Origin of the sequence: Metabacillus sp. B2-18 (assembly GCF_021117275.1) — a bacterium.
Taxonomy (GTDB): domain Bacteria; phylum Bacillota; class Bacilli; order Bacillales; family Bacillaceae; genus Metabacillus.
In genome coordinates this window covers 1,175,515-1,194,349 of record NZ_CP088245.1, presented here as the reverse complement: position 1 = coordinate 1,194,349, position 18,835 = coordinate 1,175,515, and the positions used below count along the sequence as shown (strand labels likewise).

Here is an 18,835-nt window from a genome sequence, read left to right as displayed (position 1 = left end):
TTTATTATATACTATGTTTGTTTATTTTTGAATATGTTTTTTGTTTATTTTTGAATTTATTCATCAACAAGAATATACGTTGCTTTAATCGGTCCATGAACCCCAACAATCAGGTTCAATTCAATGTCGGCACTATTACTTGGACCTGTAATAAAATCAATACAAGATGAAATGTTTTTGCCTTCTTTAACTTGTTTGTTAATATACGCAGTTGCTTGCGTCATTCTAGGGACTAATGTGCTCTTTGGAACAATGGCAATATACGTTTTCGGTAATAAGCTAACAGATCTTCCTTTGTTTTCACTGCTAAATAGCACAACTGTCCCAGATTCTGCAAGCGTGATGTCACTAAAAGTGATGCCCACATCTGCTTTTTCAGCTGCTTCAATATTTTTCTCTTTAAGAGCAGGATCCCAAATATGAACATCAATATTTTCTTGGGGAAGTTTGTCTAATAGATTTTCTGCTAACCCAAACTCTTTATGACGTTCATCTTCCCATGTAACAACACTAGCTACTTCGTACTGTTCAAAAACTCCACGAATTTTCTCTGTTAGTTTGTCCGAGCTCGTTTCAATAAACTGAGTATGAATGACTTCACAATGCTTTTTAAGTACTTCCACTAATTCATCCTGTGATGCATCTTTTAACACTTCAAACTGAGGGGTTGTTGTCCATTGTGGTTTTGTGACTGTTTTTCTTCTTTCTCTTCCTAGTTTTTCAGCAACCGTACTAAGAAAGAAATCTCGATGATGAATTTGTCCTTCTGCCATCTTATTCCCCTCCTTTTTCTCTCTTTTTATACCAGTCCCGGAATCTTTCTTTACTTGGAGCTGGAAAATCACGCACATCTGTCCATGGCTTCATTGGTCCAGGTCCTTTTTGGATGTTATTTTCCTTTGTAAATGGTGCCATAACGGAAGAAGCAGATTTTGTTCCTGTTTTATAAAGACTTGGTGAGCTCGCTGCAAGTTGGAACCCTTTCATTGCTAGCTTTTCTCCAAATGGTGATTTCTTTTCATCTTCAACAATTTTTCTACGATGTTTAATTAAGAGTTCATGAAGAGGTATTTTTACAGGGCAGGCATCTGTACAGGCTGCACATAATGATGATGCATAAGGTAGCTCCTTATAATCTTCATATCCGCCTAGCAATGGAGATAATACCGCACCAATCGGTCCTGCATAAATTGAGCCATACGAATGTCCACCAACATGTCGATAAACAGGGCATACATTCACACAAGCTGCACAACGAATACAATGTAAGGCACTTTGGAACTCAGTTCCTAAAATATTTGACCGTCCGTTATCCACGATAACGAGATGGAATTCTTCAGGTCCATCAACGTCTCCTTCATCTTTTGGTCCAGTTAACCCAGTAATATAACTAGTTAATTTTTGTCCAACAGAGCTTCTGCAAAGTAGACTTACCATGATATCTAGCTCTTCCCAAGATGGAACGATTCGCTCCATTCCCATAACTGTAATTTGCGTTTTTGGTAAAGCGGTTACAAGACCCGCATTTCCTTCATTCGTTACAAGACTAATAGAGCCAGAATCCGCAACAGCAAAGTTACACCCTGTAATACCAAGATCTGCACTTAAGAATTCTTGTCTTAATTGTTCTCTAGCAAAAAGAGCAAGTTCTTCTGGAATTTCTGATTTATCATAGCCTCGTTTTTCTTTAAACGTATCACGAATTTGTTCTTTGTTTTTGTGAAGAGCAGGTACAACAATATGTGATGGTGGATCATGATCATCAAGCTGAAGAATGTATTCTCCTAAATCCGTTTCAATTACTTCACAGCCAGCTTTTTCTAAGGCGCTGTTTAAATGAATTTCCTCTGTTACCATTGACTTTGACTTAACCACTTTTTTTGCTTGCTTTTCTTTTGCTACCTTTGTAATGTACTCATTTGCTTCTTCCTTTGTTGAAGCAAAAAACACATGACCTCCACGTTTCACAACATTTTCACTAAGTTGTTCTAAATAGTAATCCAGATTTTCTAGTGTATGTGTTCTTATTTCTTCCCCAAGCTTTCTCCATTCTTCCCAATTACCAAGCTCTTCTGTTGCAGTTAGTCGTTTTCCTTGCATTCTTTCTTGTGCGGATGCAACAGCGCTTCGCATAAATGTATTGTTTACACCTTTATCAACACGATCAAAGAACTTATCATCACTTATTTTCATGGCCATCTTGCTTCACCTCACTATTCAATACTTCTGCTATATGCATCACCTTAATAGGTTTACCTTTACGATTAATTCTTCCTCCGATATTCATTAAGCAGCCACAATCAGCGCCAATGAGCACTTCAGCACCTGTTTCTTCAACATGTCGAACCTTTTCATCTACCATTTGCTCTGAAATAGGGACCATTTTCACTGAGAATGTCCCACCAAATCCACAGCAATCATGACTATTAGGAAGAGGTTTTACTTCCAAACCTTCTACCTGTTCTAAAAGCTTTCCTGGAGCATCTTTTACTCCGAGTAAGCGTGTCATATGGCAGGATTTATGATAAGTTGCACAAGCTGGTAAACTAGCATTCACGTTTTCTACTTTTAACACATCAACAATAAATTGTGTCAATTCGTAAGATTTATCCGCTAATTTTTCTGCTTTTTCTATCCAAACCGGTTCATCTTTAAACAAATGACTATATTCACGAAGCATCGCTACACAAGACCCTGAAGGACCTACAACATAATCTGATTTTTCAAACGTCCGAATCATATGCTTAGCCACTTCTTTAGTTTCCTTATGATATCCGCTATTATAGGCAGGCTGTCCACAGCAAGTTTGTTGCTCTGGAAAATCCACTTCACAACCGAGTTTTTCTAAAAGCTCTACAGTATGCTTACCAACATTGGAATAAAACACATCGGCAAGACATGTAATAAAAAGAGAGACCTTCATTCAAATAACCCCCACTCTTATTTAACCAATCCTTTTGATTCCTTTGATATAGATTATACTACTTTTTATTTTGTTTTAATACCGTTTATTTTTGTTTTGTGTGAATTTTAATGATTATATGTTGATTTAATTTTGTTATCGACATTTTTTGTTTTTAGTACTATTTGGTTAGCATCAAAAATCACAAATAAAAAAAGTAGAAGTATTCTCATACCTCTACTCTTAAAATTCATCATTTAGTTTTCATTCATTTGTGGTCGCTCACCCATCATTGGGATCTCCACGCCTAGCTCTTCTAGCTGAGCTTGAGCTTCTTCTTGAGTAATTTCACCTGATCTTTGTTGTTCCATAATTGCTTCTACTTCTTCTCTTGTTTCTTCATCCATGTCTGCAAACATGTCTCCTCGACTACCCATTTGCGGTCTTTCTCCTGTTCCACCGGCACCTCCACCAAAGCCACCTGGACCTCCCGAGCTTTGTGCAGTTGTCACTCCCGATTCATTTAACCAAGTTACAGTATCAGCAATCGTGAAATCAACTATTTTGGTTCCTGCTTCATATTCACCATTTGTGTATAGTCCATCTACTTCTTCTCCAATAGCTGTTCCTCCTGAATAAAGAGAATATGAGCTTTCCTTCGTTAATTGTGGTGAACTAATGAATACTGCTTGATAGTCTTTAGCCGGAGCAAAATTTAGGATATTGTTCCCTTCACTATCTTCCAGGTGAATGATCGTTCCAGCTACTTGCGCTTCTGGATATGTCATTAAAATTCCATTTTGTGTAGAATCTTCTGCAATAGCTTGCAGCATGCCAGAACTTCCAGCTGCTACTAAAAATCCACCGCTCATCGTAAAACTTCCACCATAATCAAGCGATCCATTCCCATTTCCTGTAGGACCATTTACAAGAACCGTTCCATCTGTCATTTCAATATATCCATTTGAATCGAGGCCATCACCTTCAGCATTCACAACAATATGACCACCATTAATTTGTAACAGGTTATTTTCAGAGGCTGAGTGTATATCCATACCAGAACCATCATTCCCTCCACCGACATTAATGCCGTCATCACTTGTTGTGAGGTTTATGTCTCCACCATTGATTGTGATTAGCTGACTTTCCATGCCTTCATAACTTTTCGTAACTTCAATATTTCCACCTGATGTGACAAGCGAAGTGTCTGCATGAATTCCATCATCCCCAGAGGCTATCGTTAAGTCCCCGCCAGCTAGGGTTATTGTATTGTTACTGTGTACAGCATCATCTTTTGAATCAATTGTAAATGTTCCTCCACCAACCACTATATCTGTAACAGCTTTTAATCCCTTATAACTTTCGGATTCAGTGGTAGTAGTTGTTGTAGTTGTTGTAGTTGTTGTCGCTTCACCTTGTCCACGCATTTTACCCATCATATCGTTAGCAACTGTTATTGTTTCAGGACTTCCGCCACCAGACGTAATGTTAAAAGTACCTTCTGATATTAATAATGAAGCAACAGATTGTACTCCATCATTTTCTGATGCAATATCGTAAGTGCCCCCTTCAATGACAATAGAACCTTTTGATTCATCTTCATCATTAGTAGACCTTATTCCATCTCCTCCTGCATCAATTGTTACTGTTCCTTCTTTTACTGCAACAAGGTCTCGTCCAATTATGCCATCATCAACAGCATCAATCTGTATATCTCCACCTGTAATCTTTAGTTTATCGTTACTAGAAATTCCATTATTATAATTTCCATGAACGATAAGTTTACCTGTTCCATTTATCGTAAAATCGTCTTTACTATAAATGGCTGAGTTAGGCTCGTCTTCAGATGAATTTTCATAAACATATTCAGATGCATCATTTATGACATTTTCTGTTCCTTCAACTAGAGAAATGGTTGTTTTTTCAGCGTTAAGAACATATATGGCTGAGCTTGTTGAGGAACCGATCGTAACTCCGTTTAACACAAGCCTTACTGTATTTTTATCTTCCGCATCTACAACGATTTGACCGTTTTCCAAATTTCCGCTTAACACATAAGTACCACCTGTTTTAATTGTTAAGGTATTAACTGAATAGAGAACCGATGCATTTGAATCAAAGCTTACATCAGAGCCTTTTAATTCAATGTATGTTGGATTTTCTTCTTCATAGTTCGTATAGTAGTCATCGTCTTTATAGGAAACAGATTCACTAATTAAAGTGTTAAGTTCTCCTATGTCTGAACTTGCTGTTTCTGTTGTTGTGCTATTAGTTGTGCCTGTTGTTGAATTATTTGCACATGCAAATAATAGTGTTGATGACATTAGAAGTGAGGCTACTTTTAAAAGCTTCATATTTATATCTCCTTTTTCTTTTGTTAAGATTTTCAAATGGGCTAAAACAGGGTCTGTTTTCCCGGTGATTTACATTATCTTTCATGAACCTTAACAAAACCTTAAAAAACTTAATAATATTTACATTTTCTAATTTATTAATTTTGATTATAGATTGGGTATGGTCAAAATGTTAATTGACCTCATTCGAGTATGAATTTTTTACGTATGAACGACATTTCCATTCTGTTTCCTGCTTGGTTTGTCGTTCATCAACGCTATGAACGACATTCACCTTCTGTTTCTTACTTGGTTTGTCGTTCATCAACGCTATGAACGACATTTCCATTCTGTTTCTTACTTGGTTTGTCGTTCATCAACGCTATGAACGACATTTCCATTCTGTTTCTTACTTGGTTTGTCGTTCATCAACGCTATGAACGACATTTACCCTTCTGTTTCCTGCTTGGTTTGTCGTTCATCAAATGGATCCACTTAGTTTTGCCCTGCAGATCCACCTGCCAAATGTAGGAGAGCATAAAAAACAATTTGCATTTTCATTCATTACCTCTATAATCAAATCTATTCAAAGATATCATTAAAGAAAAATCAAAGAAGGTGAACACAAATAATGAAGTTACTAATTATAGAAGACGATCGTTTCTTATCTGAAACAATAAAAGAAACAACACAGGAAATGTTTGAAACAGAACAAGCCTTTGATGGTGAAGAAGGATTGTTTCTCGCAGAGCAAAACATTTTTGACTGCATTATTTTAGATATTATGATGCCAAATATGAACGGGTACGAAGTTTTACAAGAATTAAGGAAAAAGCAAATTACCACACCTGTTATTATGCTTACAGCTAAAGATGGCATAGATGATAAAATTAAGGGCTTTAAGGTTGGAGCAGATGATTACCTTGTAAAACCATTTCATCGGGAAGAGCTGCTTTTAAGATTAGAAGCTATTGTTAGAAGATCTGGCGCAGATTTAAAAGAGAATGTCATTTCCTTCAAAGAATTAAAAATGAACCTGAAAAATAAAACAGCTTATATACGTGAAGAGCATGTAAAATTAAACGGCAAACAGTTTGATTTACTTGAATACTTCATTAATAATAAGAACACGATTTTAACAAAAGAACAAATTTTCGACCGAATTTGGGGCTTTGAATCCGATACTTCAACTACAGTTGTTGAGGTGTATGCAAGCAATTTAAGAAAAACATTAAAGAAATTCAACTATGATTCGTATATTAAAACTTTTCGCGGATTAGGCTACATGCTAACCGATAGTGGTAATGATCATGGTTAAACAAAAGGTTTTTAGAAAAGAACAGCTAAAGTTCATGATCTTTAGCTTCATTTCTTTCACGGTAATTTTCACTATTTTTGGTGTTATTATTTTTAGTCAGGTGAAGAGCACTCTTTTTACCCAAACAGACGAGGAACTATTTTCCTTTAAAGAGAAAGTGAGCGATGTTATTCCAGATGAAGAAGCACGTCCCCCTCGCTTTGACGATGATGATGTCCGCAAAATCCTAATGAAAGAAAAGGCCCTAATAATCCAAACCCAAGAATTATGATGCTACATTGGAATAATGAAGGTGAGATCGTAAATCAAAATGAAATTGGAACAACCATTTATGAAAGTTATTTTCAGAATTATGAGCTAGATAAAGAAAATGTAAATGTTATTACAAATATGACCATTAATGACCTTTATAACTTCCGTTACATTGTTTTTGAAGATCAGACTGAAGGTGACGAGGTTGAATATGTACAGCTCTTAATTAATACAGATCCTGAACAAACCATTCTAGCTAACTTTGGGAAGTTAATTATTATTTGTTCTTCGATTTTCATCATTCTATCAATCTCAGCTAGCTATATTCTTTCAAAAAGAATGATGAAGCCCATAATAAAGTCCTGGAACAAGCAAACAGAGTTTGTCGAGAATGCATCACATGAATTACGAACACCTCTTACTATTATCCAAAACAAACTAGAGCTATTGCTTACTGCACCTCAAGAAAAAATTATGAATAAGTTCGAAAACATTGCCCTTAGTCTATCTGAAACTAGAAGATTATCGAAGCTAACATCTGATCTTTTAACATTAGCAAGAGCTGATTCAGCAGAATCACAGCTAAATAAGCAACCTGTTAGTATAGACAACTTTATTAACAAGGTCTGCAATCCTTATATAGACATTGCCGAGTCTCAAGAAAAACTTGTTTGGTTAAAGTTAAATAGTAAAATTGAGATAGAAGCAGATGAGCAGCGTCTTCATCAGCTATTAGTCATCTTGCTTGATAATGCATTAAAATACACAGTTGAGCGGGATAGCATTGGAGTAAAAACCTATAACGAAGATTACAAAGTAGTAATTGAGGTTACTGACACAGGAATCGGAATTGACAAACACAACATGAAATATATCTTTGATCGCTTTTATCGTGAAGAAGAGCACGCTCGAGGGAAACTGGCGGCTCCGGACTTGGTCTTTCCATTGCTCAATGGATTGTCACACAGCATAACGGCTCAATTAGTGTTAGTGAAAATCAACATAAAGGAACAACTTTTACCGTGAAATTACCTAAAAAATAAATAGAATTTTTACAGGCTATCATTTTTTTGATAGCTTTTTTATTTTTCTAAAATCTAGTAGATAGCTTTTAGAATCGCTCTATCACCTTTCTATCCCCATTTTGAATTTCAAAATTCCTATATTTAAAAACAATTTTTCCTAAAACTTAAAACTTTTAAGGTTGGTTTAAGGTTCGTCCTTAATAATGGGTTTCAAGGCCGAAGAGAATTAAAGCATGAAATGACCCAAATGGAATGCTACCTGCTTCGGAATAAACTAAAACATTATATGGAAGTAGATCCTCACGCTAATCGTGATGGTAAATATTTAATACGAAGTGTTTATTTCGATAACTTCGAAAATAAAGTATTAAATCAGAAAAAAGAAGGTTACTACGAACGTGATAAATTTCGCGTTAGATTATATGACTTTAATACAAGCTATTTGAATTTAGAAAAAAAGAGCAAACGAAACAACCTCACTTTCAAACAAAAATGCCGAATAACGGCTGAGGAATATGAACAAATACGGTTTGGAAACATTAGTTGGATGGAACATGATTCAAGAACACTTATACAAGAATTATTTCATCAAATGAATTTGTTTCAGTTAAAACCAGTAACCGTTGTTGATTATGAAAGGGAGGTGTTCATTTATAAATACGGAAATGTTCGCATTACCTTTGATAGCTCTATTCGAACGAGCTTTCGAAATAATGATGTTCTTAACCCAGATTTGGCGATGATCGATACAAATCCTGATATTGTCGTTCTCGAAGTCAAATTTGATGAATATTTGCCAAGCATGATTAAACATTTGCTTCAAGTAAGCAACTTAAGAGCCGGTGCTTACTCGAAATATCAAATTAGTAGAATGTACGGCTAATATAGAAAAGCTTAGGGCGCCCGAAGCTAGACACTAACAAACAAATTAAAAAGAATTGGACCTTGGAGGAAATATAAAATGGAAAACTTAAATTTTAATGATATTTTTAAATCTAGCATTTTAGAAAAAACGAGTAGTTTCTCAGTAGTAGATTCACTAATTGGGTTACTTGTTGCATTTGCTGTAGGACTCTTTATTTATTGGGTGTATAAAAAAACATTCTCAGGTGTTATTTACTCACACACATTTAATATTTCGTTAATTGTTATGTCAATGGCAACAGCTTTAATTATCATGGGTATTTCATCTAACGTTCTGTTATCTCTTGGTATGGTTGGTGCGTTATCGATTGTACGTTTTAGAACACCTATTAAAGATCCTATGGATATTGTGTATATTTTCTGGGCAATTGTTTCTGGTATCTTATGTGGAGCAGGCTTTATTCCATTAGTTATTATTGGTTCGATCTTAATTGGAGCTGTATTACTTATCTTTGTTAATAAAATCAAAATTGAAAATCCTTATCTTTTAATCGTGAAATATAATGATATTTCGATTGAAAATTCAATTGAACATGTTGTGGCAGAAAGCTCACAAAAGCATACAGTTAAGTCTAAATCTGTTATGCCTGGTGATGACTTTGAAATTACGTACGAAATTCGTGTGAAAGATTCTGATTTAGGATTTATTAATAATATTTCTGAGATGGAATCTGTTAAATCAGCAGTCATGCTAAGTTATGATGGCAATTCTTTTTTAAAGAGTAAGAAAGGTGTGTTTTCTTTGAAATCTATCTGGTCAAGTTTATTAGAAAAAACGTTGTTCTTTCGATGGCTACTTCTTATCATGATTTCCTCTTACCTTTATTGTGAACACTATTTACCTCAAAGTGAGATAACTTTTCTATGCTATCTGCTTACAATTGCGATTGGTGCGTTAGCATTTAGAAAAATGGTCATTCATCTTTTATACAGCGGCTTACTTTCTGGATATGGAGAGGTGAATCACGAAAAGTTTAATCTCCATATGTTTCTTTTTCATTGGTTTACTGCTTTTATTATTTGTACAGTCTTGGTTTTAGTCATCGAAAAATACTTTAATGAGAAAAGAAATAATATTGATCTTATAACAACTCTAGCAAAATTTTTAGATTCAAGAGATCATTACACCGCTTTTCATTCTCAAAATGTTGCTTATTATTCCAAGAAAATTGCTGAGGAAATGAAGCTACCTAAAAGTGTTTGTGAAAATATTTACTATGGTGGCCTCCTCCATGATATCGGTAAAATAGGTGTACCGGAGTCCATTTTAAATAAGCCTTCAAGATTAACTGACGGAGAATTTAAACATATAAAGGCGCATCCAGAAGCTGGTTTTCAGCTTGTTAAACATATAAAACGCTTTGAACAAAGCGGGATTTTACATATGATACTATACCACCATGAACGATATGATGGAAAAGGGTATCCGCACGGCTTAAAAGGAATGGAAATACCATTAGAAGCAAGAATCATGGCTGTTGCAGATTCATTCGACGCAATGACATCCAGACGTGTATATAGAAAACACATAGTTAAGTTAGAAGATGCTGTAGAGGAAATTCGCAAAAACAAAGGAACTCAATTTGATCCGGAGGTTGTTACGGCATTTTTACAATCAGTGAAAAAACAGGGATTTGATTTAAAAAACGATCGAGAGAAAGAACTGAATAATCATATATTAGAAAGTGTTGTTTTGTAAGAAGATAGGAACCAACCTTTTATGGCTGGTTCCTAATGCTGTTTTTCAATTATAAAAAGAAGAATTCAAACTCCACCCGACACAATTGACTCAGACTCTTCACAGAAAAATCCAGCTGATAAAACGCTTCCTTTTCACCAAAATGATTAAGAAAATCTTTTTCGTGCACTGTTAAGTCAAGTTGGCTAGAGTCATATGATATTTTCAATCTTTGGTCACCAGATAATACAATTCCATCAGATTCATAAGATAAGGATAAAACAGGAGTGATGAATCGTTCTACAACTGAATCTGGTGTTGAAGAAAAAGTATATGTGTCTGTTAACACTAACTCAGGTTTATTCACTTTCTTCCAAACAAACCTCCTTACCAAGCTATTTAACTCCGGAACTTCATATGCCTTTGCCAAGTCCATTTCTAACATATCTTCTTCATCCTGCTGAAGCTGATCTAGTATTCTCGCACAATATTTAGGTCCGTCTTTTTGCAATTGATTATTAATAATTGGTACCGAATGTCCTTGCGAACCGTTACATAAAAACTCATATCTCTTTTCGCTAAAATAGGCTTCACAATACATGCCACTTCCTAAATCTTTCAGGAAGGTTTCTCCTTTAGCTTGTAGTATAAAGTGACCGATATCATTATGATTATGAGGTTCGTCATTGTGACCACCTTTACAGGCAAAAACAAAGCCCTTATCCCTCGAAATAAGCCAATGAGAATCGTTTAAATAATAGGTTGCATCCTTCCATTCCTGCCCTCTCTTACTTTCATCAAACCAAAGCAAATTGCGAATAGCTGGCGCCCATCTGCTGCAATGGTCTTCAACATATGAAGCTCGAAGTTCAGATTTAGGCAATTCTATATCTGGATATAGGTTATTTAAATAATGACTAAGTCCAAGAAAAACCGTCGCTTCTTCGGTTGAATCAGAAAAGTTCACTACTTTCTTTTTATTTATAAAACATTTTTGTTGAAAGAGGGCAATTCGATGGACTTTTTCATTATTAAATAAATCTACGTTACCTGCTGTTTTTACCTTTAGTAAATCTGCAAAATAAACATAAAAACCAAACCCGTATTGCCAATATCCGTACCCTTCTAAACATCCACCATCATCATTAAATCCTTTTAAATAATATTGAAGGCTATTCATGACACGCTCTAAAATATCTGCTAATAGCTGCTGATCATTTAACAGATGTAAAGCAGCTGCGCCAATTGAACCAGCACAAACTGCAGCCCAGTTATGTGTAGATGTTTCCCAGAAATAAGCCTGAAGTTGAAAAGGTGTAAAGATTCTGTTGTGTACTTCCTGTAGAATTCTTTTTTTGATTAGTGGATCAAGCACATCTTCTGTTAGCCGATAAATTTCACTAAGAGCAAAAGCTGTTTCAGCAGAAAACAAATCAATCGTATAGCCTTGCTGTTCAGTTAATTTTAAGAAATCAATTTCCTCTAACATCTCCGGACGATCTTTTAAATGGGCAGGTAAACACCAACTATATTCATTACAAATACTCCAAATCACTTCATGAAGCTCTTTTAAATATTCTGATTTGTCAGGTTCAAGAAGGCACATAATAGCAAACGTATTTAATCTTTTTCTTTTGTTGAAGTAGTGTTTTTCGTACTCTAGTCTTGAACCTGTATCTCTGAAACGAGTAAAGTCAAAAAACGACAATTCCCTAAGTGGCTCTTTCCCTAACATTTCAGCTTCAACTTTTATCTCATCAAGCAATGACTGAAATGACTGTTTGCTTTTTATAGATTTAAACCATTGATACTGCTCCTCTTTTGATGAAAACAGTAGCAATGGTTTATTAGTATCTATAAAACTACTTAGTTGCTCAGCTGATACTGTCAAATTATAAGCCACCTCACTAAATATGGATCTCAATAGCTTTTTCGTTCAAAGCTTTTATTGATATTCGGTTGGCATCCACCTCTACAACAGGCGCCTCTTCCCACGTTTTGTAATAGCTCTCTTCTGTTTCACCAAAAACCGCACTAACTAAAATGCTAGTACCTGGGTTTATTCTCGTTTTAATGGTCGGAATAACCGTACGTGAATGAAGAATATTCGTGTTGGAGTTAGGATAAATTAATTCTGCATCTCCTCCTCCAATGAGTGTCAGAATTCCGCTAGCTCCCCAAGACATTGAAGCAATACAAGCTTTATCAGCTTGGTTTGTGACTAAATCTGAATTTACTTTTTGATCCTCAATTCCTAAAGCAAAGCCACCATCTGCGGTATCTAGTAATCTATTAGTATTAATTCGATGAACACGAATATGCCAAGGAGTACCTGGGACAAGCCACGTCTCCACCTCTACATCATGCCAAGGCTTCCACTTACTATAAATATAGTCATCATCCACTTTATAGGTTTCACAATGTCTTTTTACTCGGTAAAGATTATCTCCTTCACTTAAGGCTAGCATAGAATCAAAAGCCCCCTGGGAAAGCCCCCATTCTGCACGTGGTACACTAAAGCCAAATGAAGTTGAATAAACAAATTTTTCATATTTTGCTGAAGTATGTGTATGTTCATTTGTTGAAAGATGACCCGAATTAAAAGCTAAAACATGATCACTCTTTTCATTTCTACAAATAATCATATGTGGTTCTTTTTGAACAACCTTCTTATCGATCTCAGGTAGTGGTTCTTCTTCTACTTTCCAAAAAGGATGTTCCTTGTGTAGTGCTAAAGGCAAGAATGATTTTAACGCCCAATATGGAGAGCCTGGTGAATTATAATTTTCACCCATTACTAGATTAGAATACGAATAACCAATAGTTAACACACCCGCATCATTGAAGATAGGTTGCTGAAACCACCATCTTAGATTTCTCAGAAGAATCCCTTTCATAACACCTAATGAAAAAGGCTCTATCCCTGCATAAACAGCAGCACTCCAAAACGATGATTGAGCAAATCTGTATGTTAAGCTTCTACCATAAGGAAGAGACGAACCATCTGCAGAAAACCAAGTGATAAACTCTTTTGCAAATACTTCTGCTCGTTCCTTATATTTCTGCGAACGAATCGGATCTTTATCTTCCATAACCTTCGCGTAAATCAGACTATAAAAATGAATAGCAAAAGGAACATAATAATCAACATGACCGTCGGTACCATCTGAGTACCAGCCATTTGATAAGTAAAATGTATCAATTCTATCTAAATTTTCCTCTACCTTTTTTGACTCATACGGCAGACCAACACTCTGAAAGCCTAAATTAACAAGAACAGAAAAGAAGAGCCAATTGCAATCATGAGCTTGAAATTGATTAACTTGACTTAACCAACTGCTAAAATTTCTCTTTTCTTCCTCACTAAGAGGGTTCCATATTTTATTCGGAATCAGAATCAAAGCAAGACCAAAAGCAGCCATCTCTACTATTCTTTGATCATAGTCTGATATTTCGCCCCAATATTCCTCATGACGAGGGTTTGTTCCATTTTTTATGCCTTGCAGATGCATCTCCCATAACTCATCTTCCATTTCTTCTCCCGCAAGCAAGGGAGCTAATCCCCATAATACCCGTGAGAATCCTTCTAGGCCTGCAGTGGAATCAGCATAAGCTGCACTCGTGTTACCAAGTGTTAATCTAGCAAACCCTTTACTGTAATATTGTTTTAATGGATCACACAATTCTTTGAATGCATCCGCAACATCTTGCTTAGTTTTAAGAGGATTGCCTATTAATGACCTTTTTTTGGTAAGCATATTATCCCTCATTTCCTCTCGAAGTTATTTATCAACAGACCAAAATAACTGTTTATGTCCCCTTAACATTGCAAGCCCTTCAACAAAGTAGTAATCGCCATAAATAAGTGGAACATCTATATTTTTTCCTTCAGGATAATGACTTGTTCCTTCAAGGATTAGCCCGTCTTCATTAACGTCTTCCCAAGCTCCGTAATTTTCAAAAAGAGATTTTAAAATGTTAGTGCCTGCTTCTTTATATATTCTTTGCTCAGTAGGGTCTACTAAACTGCTTAAAAGAAGTAATCCACAAGCAGCAATTGCTCCTGCAGATGAATCACGGTGCTTTGTTATGTTGTCTGGTAATCTAAAATCCCAATATGGCACGTAATCATCTGGTAGATTGGCAATAAAAAAGTGTGATACATTTTTAGCAGCTTGAAGATATTTCTCTTCTTGTGTGTGTTTATAAAGTAACGTTAACCCATATACAGCCCACGAAGTTCCTCTGGACCACGCAGAATCTTTAGAAAAACCTTGGCCTCCAATTGCTTCAACTCGTTCACCAGTTTCCGGATCAAACCGAATGATATGGTGAACGGAACCATCTTTTCGAATAAAGTTTTCCAAAACTGTTTCGCCATGCTTTTTAGCAACATGCTGATAACGTGGATCTCCCGTTACCTCTGAGGCCCAAAATAATAGAGAAAGATTCATTAAACAATCGATAATCGCCCACCCCGAATTGTCTTCACCTTCATGCCACGGATTCCAGGCACGAATATAATTACCTTCAGAGTTAAACCTTCCCATTAATAAGTTCGCCACCAAAAGAGCACGTCTTTTAGAGTCTTCTTCACCTAAAAGCTTATATCTTGCCACACTTGTTAACGTCCACATAAATCCCATATCATGATCAAGCTTATAATAGTCTGTGATAACACTATCCAGTTTCTCTTCGCATTGTTCAGCTATTTCCTTAAAAGAGTTCTCCTTCGTTTCACGATACATTAGCCATAGAAGTCCAGGCCAAAATCCCGCTGTCCACCAAGAAGGTGCTTCTAATTGATAAGAACCATCTACACTTGCATGTGGAAAATTTGCTCCAATTTTCTCACTTGTTCTCTTAACTTTTATAGTAGTCTTTTCCCATGCTTCGTTTACCCATGTTTGATTACTAACCATCAAATCTCCCTTTCTCATTTTAGTTCGCCTGTTTTTTTTCTCCTCTAAACTCTATAGGCGTAGTTCCTACATAGTTTTTGAATACCTTAATAAAGTAACTTTGGTTATCATACCCAAGTCTTTCACAAATTTTGCCGACTGAATCAGTAGTTTGCTCGAGTAATTCCTTTGCCCTCGTCATCTTTGCCTTCGTTACATACTCTACAAATGTCTCTCCAACTTCTTTTTTGAAAAGTCTACTAAAATAACTCGGATTTAAATACAAAACATTCGCAACTTCATCAAGTGTTATCTTCTTCTCTAAATGAACTTCTACATATTTACATGCCTCAATTACTTCCTTACGTCGTGATTGGGTACTAACATCATTAACCGCCAAAAGAAGCATTTCAAAATACTTGATAAGCCAAATTCTTAAATCAGATAATGAATCAATACTTAGAATTTCTTCATGTAGCACTTCATCTGAGGATTTCGTTCCAAAAAACTGAAGAGCCTTCAATTTCACTTTAAGATCTAGTAAAAGCTTCAATACCCAATCCTTCACAATTTCTGCGGAATATTGTTTTTCTCGGAATACATCTATCCATTTTGTGACTACCGGCTTTACTTTTGAAACATCTTTAGCAATAATTAGCTGCCTTATTTCAAAGGATGCTTCATCATACCATTCAAATAAACTTTCTCTTGAGCTTTCTTCATGACGCTTTTTTTCGACTGTAGCTTTCTCCATATAAAAACGTTGCTGTGTACTTTCTAGTAAACTTTTACTCTTTATTTGAAAGGATGATTGATCATCTATTAATTCACCAATTAAAAATGAAAGAGAAATATTTAATGTTTTAGAAACATGATTTTGAATCTTTCTTATGCATTCATACGCTCTTCCATAACTGTCTGCTTTTAAGGTTGAATGATAGGAGAAAAATAGGAACGATTCTTTGCTTCCTAATGTAAAGTGAATCGCTCCATCATCATGATGATTAAGTACTTCACCTATAACATTTTGAATAGAAAACACTAATGTGTCTTCTGATTGAAAAGACTCTTTAGCTGCTTGATATTCTTGAACAAAACATAGTACAGGAATGTAAGTAGAGCTTTTCAAATTTAACCCAAGAGAATATGCTTCATCATACCAATCTTTATGGTTATAAATTTGTTGATAGATTGATTTCCGCAGAAAATCACGTTTCATAGACTCACGATTTCTTTCTACTATATTTTCTAATTGAGATTCTTTTCGTTTTTTACTGTTTTCTTCATCAAGATTTTTTTTTATTTTGTCTAATAAGACATCTAAATCTTTTGGGTTAAGTGTATCTTTTAGAAGATAATCCTGAACATTTAGTTTTAATGCTTTATGTGCATATTCAAACTCGTTGTGGCAAGTTAACATACACACTTTTATATTAGGGTTTAATTCCTTTAATTTTTGTGTTAACTCTATTCCATTCATTTTTGGCATCCCAATATCGGTAATTAGGATATCCGGCATTTCATTTAAGGCATGCTGGAGTGCATTCGCTCCATTTTCATGAGTACTTTGAAGTGTTAACCCTAACTGTTCCCAATCGATTATTTCAGATAATAGCTCCAAAACAGGATAGTCGTCATCTACTAGCATTACTTTATACACTATCTTCTCCCCCCTCTAGAAACAGACATCACTACCTTTGTTCCCTTTCCTTTTTCGCTATCAATTTCCATATGAAAAGTATCACCGAATGTCATTCTCATCCGTTCATATACATTTGAGATTCCAAGACTTGAGAAACCACTCTTGTTTTGCACAGTTATTGAATCCGAATTTAGACGAAGCTTATTTCGAAGGTTTTTTAATGACTCTTCATCCATACCTTCACCATTGTCCTCAATCGTAATTAAAAAATCATTTCCTTTAACATAAGCATGTAACAAAATTTCCCCGGCACTTTGGTTTAGTCCATGTATAATGGAATTTTCAATAATAGGTTGTAGAATGAATCTTGGTATCGCTTCCAAATAAGCAGCTGCTGAAACACTAATTTCAAATTTCACCGCTTCTTTTTGGCGCATATTCATTAAAGTGACATAATCTTTAACAATGTCTACCTCTTCTTTAAACGATATCATTCCCTTATCTTTATCAATAGTCATTCGCAATAGCTTAGATAAAGAGCTAATCATTTCAGCACTTTCATAATCACCTTTTTTCATGACTTTCATCCGAATAGAATTTAAGACATTAAATAGAAAATGTGGATTAATTTGAGCCTGTAACATAGCAAATTCTGCTCTTCGTTTTCTTACTTGAGTTTCAGTGATTTCTCGAATCATTTCATTAATTCGATCAAGCATTGAATCAAACGAAGTTGAAAGTCTTCCTATTTCGTCTTTGCTGTGAATATGTGAACGAACATTTAAATTTCCACTTTGTACAGATGATGCGACATCGCCTAAGTGAACAAGTGGTTTTGTAATGGTTTGAATAACATAAGTTAATAGAAGAAAAAAGATAATAAATGAGATCAATTGAGCCAAAAAAACTTTATTAAAAATCGAGTTAATTTTAAAGGTTGCTTGTTTATATGGATTTATTGATACTAATTTCCATCCTGTATAAGAAATCTTGTGGTCTGCGTAGAGGTAATCTTGATTTGAAAACGTTATTATATTTGAGAAGTCTTTCTTTTTCACTTGCTCTAGATAAGGAAATGATGTTCCAATTTTTCCATTATCAGCATGTGATAATATCTTATTAGAAGAATCAACTAACATCATTTCTTCTTTACCAGGCATGCTCTCAAATGCTTGTTTTACTTTGTTTTCCATGATTGTCACGACTACATATCCGTAAATTTTTAGATTTGAATCTCTTAGCGTTCTTGCGACAGATATTTGATAGGGGTTCGATTTTTGTTCAGATTGAAATACTGTTGGCTGACTACCGATCCACACAGCTTCATACCCAAAAACTCCATCTAGTTCTTTGAACCATGGTTCTTGGAAGAGCTGTTCAGGATTATATTCACTCAAAGAGTAATTGGTGTAATGTTTTCCGTTTTTCAGGAGAATGGTTACATATGACTTCTCACCAAGCAATGTAATGTTTTCAATTGTTTTTGCCACTTTGCTGTATTCCATATAATTTTCGTAGTATTCATTTTGTTGTACAACTTGGTTTTTATCTTCTTTAGCATGTTTTTTTAATATGCTGTTAATCTCTGAATCTATTTGAACAAAATTAGCAACATACAGCATATCATCAAGTAATTTTGTTACATATTCACTGGCTAAGATAAGTTCTCTATTTGCATTTGATAATGCTTGCTCCTTCATGGCATCTTTTGTTAAATAACTGTAGATAAACAACGTTATAATAGCAGGAATCACGATGCAAATAATGGAAGTTAAAATGACTTTATAACGAAAAGAATGGGGCGTCAGCTTTTGCTGTATCCGATTCCACATAACCAATCCTCCTCATTAAGAAAAAGTT

At 35.1% G+C, this 18,835-nt stretch carries 13 protein-coding genes and 3 pseudogenes; 7 read left to right on the top strand and 9 right to left on the bottom strand.

What is annotated here, in order from left to right:
• Positions 1-56 precede the first annotated feature (56 nt).
• The 4 genes from LPC09_RS06065 to LPC09_RS06050 form a co-directional block, all read right to left on the bottom strand.
• Complete coding sequence (locus LPC09_RS06065) at positions 57-773, bottom strand: LutC/YkgG family protein (protein ID WP_098796586.1); 717 nt, start codon at positions 771-773, stop codon at positions 57-59.
• Between the two features lies 1 nt (position 774).
• Complete coding sequence (locus tag LPC09_RS06060; RefSeq protein ID WP_098796587.1) at positions 775-2,199, bottom strand: LutB/LldF family L-lactate oxidation iron-sulfur protein; 1,425 nt, start codon at positions 2,197-2,199, stop codon at positions 775-777.
• Entirely contained in the window at positions 2,180-2,923 is a 744-nt protein-coding gene (locus LPC09_RS06055; protein WP_098796588.1) for a (Fe-S)-binding protein, read from the bottom strand. Before LPC09_RS06055 ends, LPC09_RS06060 begins: the two co-directional genes overlap by 20 nt.
• Positions 2,924-3,159: 236 nt before the next feature.
• Positions 3,160-5,256 (bottom strand): carbohydrate-binding domain-containing protein, encoded by a 2,097-nt coding sequence (locus LPC09_RS06050; RefSeq protein ID WP_098796589.1) that lies wholly within the window; start codon positions 5,254-5,256, stop codon positions 3,160-3,162.
• Positions 5,257-5,866: 610 nt separating this feature from the next.
• On the opposite strand from LPC09_RS06050, the gene LPC09_RS06045 reads away from it, so the two are divergent.
• From LPC09_RS06045 to LPC09_RS06015, 7 genes and pseudogenes are all read left to right on the top strand, one after another.
• Positions 5,867-6,553, top strand: a complete 687-nt coding sequence (locus tag LPC09_RS06045; protein WP_098796590.1) for a response regulator transcription factor — start codon at positions 5,867-5,869, stop codon at positions 6,551-6,553.
• The gene (locus LPC09_RS06040; RefSeq protein ID WP_231309215.1) at positions 6,546-6,824 is read left to right on the top strand and encodes a hypothetical protein; all 279 of its coding nucleotides are present in this window, start codon (positions 6,546-6,548) and stop codon (positions 6,822-6,824) included. Before LPC09_RS06045 ends, LPC09_RS06040 begins: the two co-directional genes overlap by 8 nt.
• Positions 6,821-7,645 (top strand): annotated as a pseudogene (locus LPC09_RS27490) (sensor histidine kinase); the annotation flags it as partial. The gene LPC09_RS06040 and the pseudogene LPC09_RS27490, both read left to right, overlap by 4 nt.
• Before the next feature lie 104 nt (positions 7,646-7,749).
• Positions 7,750-7,848: a hypothetical protein gene (locus tag LPC09_RS06030; RefSeq protein WP_331275806.1), complete on the top strand. Its 99-nt coding sequence runs from the start codon at positions 7,750-7,752 to the stop codon at positions 7,846-7,848.
• 193 nt (positions 7,849-8,041) lie between these two features.
• Positions 8,042-8,713 (top strand): annotated as a pseudogene (locus LPC09_RS06025) (polyphosphate polymerase domain-containing protein); the annotation flags it as partial.
• A gap of 78 nt (positions 8,714-8,791) precedes the next feature.
• A pseudogene (locus LPC09_RS06020) lies at positions 8,792-9,463 on the top strand (DUF4956 domain-containing protein); the annotation flags it as partial.
• Positions 9,443-10,453, top strand: a complete 1,011-nt coding sequence (locus tag LPC09_RS06015) for an HD-GYP domain-containing protein (protein WP_331275805.1) — start codon at positions 9,443-9,445, stop codon at positions 10,451-10,453. The pseudogene LPC09_RS06020 and the gene LPC09_RS06015, both read left to right, overlap by 21 nt.
• 49 nt (positions 10,454-10,502) lie before the next feature.
• Here the strand turns inward: LPC09_RS06015 and LPC09_RS06010 are convergent, their stop codons facing one another.
• Genes LPC09_RS06010 through LPC09_RS05990 form a run of 5 tightly spaced genes read right to left on the bottom strand, consistent with a single transcriptional unit; the run spans position 10,503 to position 18,807 of the window.
• Positions 10,503-12,323, bottom strand: coding sequence for a heparinase II/III family protein (locus tag LPC09_RS06010; protein ID WP_098796593.1), 1,821 nt, complete (start codon positions 12,321-12,323; stop codon positions 10,503-10,505).
• A 16-nt stretch (positions 12,324-12,339) separates the two neighbouring features.
• Positions 12,340-14,190, bottom strand: a complete 1,851-nt coding sequence (locus LPC09_RS06005; protein WP_098796594.1) for a DUF2264 domain-containing protein — start codon at positions 14,188-14,190, stop codon at positions 12,340-12,342.
• A gap of 24 nt (positions 14,191-14,214) precedes the next feature.
• Positions 14,215-15,354, bottom strand: a complete 1,140-nt coding sequence (locus tag LPC09_RS06000) for a glycoside hydrolase family 88 protein (protein ID WP_098796637.1) — start codon at positions 15,352-15,354, stop codon at positions 14,215-14,217.
• Positions 15,355-15,373: 19 nt separating this feature from the next.
• Positions 15,374-16,993 carry a response regulator transcription factor gene (locus LPC09_RS05995; RefSeq protein WP_098796595.1) on the bottom strand — a complete coding sequence of 540 codons (1,620 nt, stop codon included), beginning with the start codon at positions 16,991-16,993 and terminating at the stop codon, positions 15,374-15,376.
• A complete protein-coding gene (locus LPC09_RS05990) occupies positions 16,993-18,807 on the bottom strand; it encodes a cache domain-containing sensor histidine kinase (protein WP_231309213.1) in 1,815 nt (604 codons plus the stop codon). The genes LPC09_RS05995 and LPC09_RS05990 overlap by 1 nt, the downstream gene beginning before the upstream one ends.
• Between the last annotated feature and the right edge of the window lie 28 nt (positions 18,808-18,835).